Origin of the sequence: Parasphingorhabdus sp. (assembly GCF_049667325.1) — a bacterium.
In the GTDB taxonomy this organism is placed as follows: Bacteria; Pseudomonadota; Alphaproteobacteria; order Sphingomonadales; family Sphingomonadaceae; genus Parasphingorhabdus.
This window is the reverse complement of record NZ_JBATHY010000085.1, coordinates 1-3,026: the sequence shown is the minus strand read 5'-3', so window position 1 is coordinate 3,026 and position 3,026 is coordinate 1. Positions and strand designations below refer to the sequence as shown.

Sequence of the window (3,026 nt, the reverse complement as noted above, 5' to 3'; positions counted from 1 at the left end):
GACCTTGCGTTCCTTGGTCCATGCTTCCAACTCTTCCAGCGACTGGCCGAGACCGAGGATGATCCCATCGGCGGTGGCGACATATTTCGCCTCCGGATAGCCCGGTTCCATGGTGATGATCTTGGCGGCTTCAAAAATGGTGACTTCGGAATAGGGGAGCGTCGCCGGTGCCTCCTCGGCCAGCGCGCTGGTGCTGATGGTCAATGTTAGCGCCGCAGCAATGAAATGCTTGATGTTCAGCATGAATCTCTCTCCCACGCCAAGGAGGTTATGCGCTTTGCTCCGCCTTCGCAACCGCCAGCTTGCTCGACTTTGCATGTTCGCGCCAGGCGATGAACAGGCCCGAGCCGATGATGATCGGCGCGCCCAGCCAGATCGACAGGCCGGGATATTGGCCAAAAAGGACGATACCGAAAATGGTTGCCCAGATCAGCGCGCTATAGTCCATCGGCACGATCGTCGACACCGGCGCATAGCGCAGCGACTGGGTGATACACAGCTGGCCGAGCGCACCGAATATGCCGATGCCGAGCAAATAGCCCCAGGTCTTGGCATCATGGCCACCGCCGTAAATATAGGCGCAGACGGCGAGCGCGGGCAGGGTGTAGACCGAGAACCAGAAGATCGTGACGACGCTGGTCTCGGTGCGGCCCAATATGCGGATGACCAGCGTTACAGATGCCGTCACCAGCGCCCCGGCCAGCGCCACCGCTGCGCCAAAGGCGGGGATCAGCGATCCGCCGGGCTGGACAACGATGAGCACGCCGACAAAACCGATCAGAATCGCCGACCAGCGCCGGATGCCAACTTTCTCCCGCAGGATCAGTGCGGCGAACAGGGTGGCGAACAGGGGCACGGTAAAGCTGATCGTGGTCGCGTCGGCCAGCGGCAGCAGGGTCATCGCCCAGAAATTCAGGCCCATGGCAAAAATGCCGAGACAGGAGCGCAAGATATGGAGCCGGTGCTTGTCCGAGATGATCGATGGCCAGCCCACCTGACTGCGCCAGATCAGGAAGCAGATCAGCGGCATCGCGATCAGCTGGCGGTAGAACAGGCTTTCGGTGACATGCACGCCTTGCTCGCCGGCCAGTTTGACGAAGGCGAACATGAACGCGAGCGATAGCATCGCCGCCAAGCGGGTTACGATCCCGGCGAGGGGTCGGTCCTGACCGATTGCGAAATCATTACTCATGCAATCGTGTCGGTAAAGATAGCGCTACAGGAGTTGTGCATTGGCGCGGTTAATAGCATATAGCCTGCAAATGCAATCAGGAGTCTTTTCAATGCGTACGATTACCCATGTTCTGGCCTCTGGAGGAACCGCAACAGCGTCCCGCCAGAGCGATGTATTCGATCCCAATAATGGCGGTATCCAGGCCAAAGTCGATCTTGGCGATGCGGCAGTGCTGGACAAGGCGGTAGAGGCGGCGCTGGCCGCGCAACCGGCCTGGGCGGCGACCAATCCGCAGCGACGCGCGCGGGTCTTCTTCAAGTTCAAGGAACTGGTCGAAGCGCATATGGACGAACTGGCGCATATGCTGTCGATCGAACATGGCAAGGTCATCGCCGATTCCAAGGGCGATGTGCAGCGCGGGCTCGAAGTCATCGAATTCTGCTGCGGCATCCCGCATGTCCTGAAGGGCGAATATACCCAGGGCGCCGGCCCCGGCATCGACGTCTATTCGATGCGCCAGCCGATCGGTATCGGCGCCGGCATCACCCCGTTCAACTTCCCGGCGATGATCCCTATGTGGATGTTCGGCCCGGCGATCGCGACTGGTAATGCTTTCATCCTGAAACCATCGGAGCGTGATCCGTCGGTACCGGTAAGGCTGTGCGAACTGATGATCGAAGCGGGATTGCCGGAGGGTATCTTGCAATGTCTTCACGGCGACAAGGAAATGGTCGATGCGATACTCGATCACCCCGCGATTGGCGGGATCAGCTTCGTAGGTTCCTCTGATATCGCCCATTATGTCTATCAGCGCGGTGTGGCCGCCGGCAAGCGGGTCCAGGCGATGGGCGGCGCGAAGAACCATGGTATCGTGCTACCCGATGCGGATCTCGATCAGGTCGTGAATGATCTGTCTGGCGCTGCCTTCGGGTCGGCCGGCGAACGCTGCATGGCGTTGCCGGTTGTCGTCCCGGTAGGAGAAGAAACCGCAGAACGTCTCCGCGAGAAAATGATCCCGGCGATGGCCGCCTTGCGGGTCGGCGTGTCGACCGACGAAGAAGCCCATTACGGACCGGTGGTCAATCCTGCCCATAAACAGCGGGTCGAGAACTGGATCCAGACCGGCGTTGACGAAGGCGCGGAACTGGTTGTCGATGGCCGCGGCTTCTCGTTGCAAGGCCATGAAGATGGCTGTTTCATTGGACCGTCTCTGTTCGACCATGTCACCACCGATATGGAAAGCTACAAGGAAGAGATTTTCGGGCCCGTCCTGCAAATCGTCCGCGCCAAGAATTTTGAAGAAGCGCTCGCGCTGCCCAGCCAGCATCAATATGGCAATGGCGTCGCGATCTTCACCCGCAACGGCCACGCCGCCCGCGAATTCGCCAGCCGGGTCAACGTCGGAATGGTCGGTATCAATGTACCGATCCCGGTACCGGTTGCCTATCACAGCTTCGGCGGCTGGAAACGCAGCGCATTCGGTGACACCAACCAGCACGGCATGGAAGGCGTGAAATTCTGGACCAAGGTCAAGACCATCACCCAGCGCTGGCCCGATGGAACCGCCGATGGCGGTAACAAGGATGCCTTTGTTATCCCGACTATGGGCTAGTGAACGGTAAGGCTTGATCGGATTGGAGTTCCAAATCAGGACAAGCGGCCCGAAATGCTGGATTTTCCGGCGTTTCGGGCGGACATGAAGATCATGACCGTCTTTTTGACCTCGTTCATGGTGCGGCGTTGCTAGTGCTATCACCGCGCCTGTTCTTGCCATCGTTGTTGCTGGCGATCCTGCTGTTCGCCTTCTGGCGTCCGGGATATCTCGCAAGGGAACCAGTGGCAGACCCCCTTT

Annotated in this window: 3 protein-coding genes; 1 reads left to right on the top strand and 2 read right to left on the bottom strand. The window is 59.4% G+C overall.

The annotated features are described in order from the left end of the window. Together WBM93_RS04785 and WBM93_RS04780 are read right to left on the bottom strand one after the other, a co-directional pair. The coding region (locus WBM93_RS04785) for a hypothetical protein (RefSeq protein WP_424428882.1) at window positions 1-243 on the bottom strand (243 nt) is incomplete at its 3' end. A gap of 25 nt (window positions 244-268) precedes the next feature. After that, entirely contained in the window at window positions 269-1,192 is a 924-nt protein-coding gene (locus WBM93_RS04780) for a DMT family transporter (RefSeq protein ID WP_424428879.1), read from the bottom strand. 91 nt (window positions 1,193-1,283) lie between these two features. Here WBM93_RS04780 and WBM93_RS04775 point away from each other — a divergent pair, with 91 nt between their 5' ends. Beyond that, on the top strand, window positions 1,284-2,786 hold the full coding sequence (locus tag WBM93_RS04775; protein WP_424428876.1) for a CoA-acylating methylmalonate-semialdehyde dehydrogenase: 1,503 nt from the start codon (window positions 1,284-1,286) through the stop codon (window positions 2,784-2,786). Window positions 2,787-3,026 lie beyond the last annotated feature (240 nt).

What these genes read in the sequence shown, in the direction of transcription:
- WBM93_RS04780 (WP_424428879.1), bottom strand. Translation starts at nt 1,192, where the DNA reads ATGAGTAATGATTTCGCAATCGGTCAGGACCGACCCCTCGCCGGGATC.
- WBM93_RS04775 (WP_424428876.1), top strand. Translation starts at nt 1,284, where the DNA reads ATGCGTACGATTACCCATGTTCTGGCCTCTGGAGGAACCGCAACAGCG.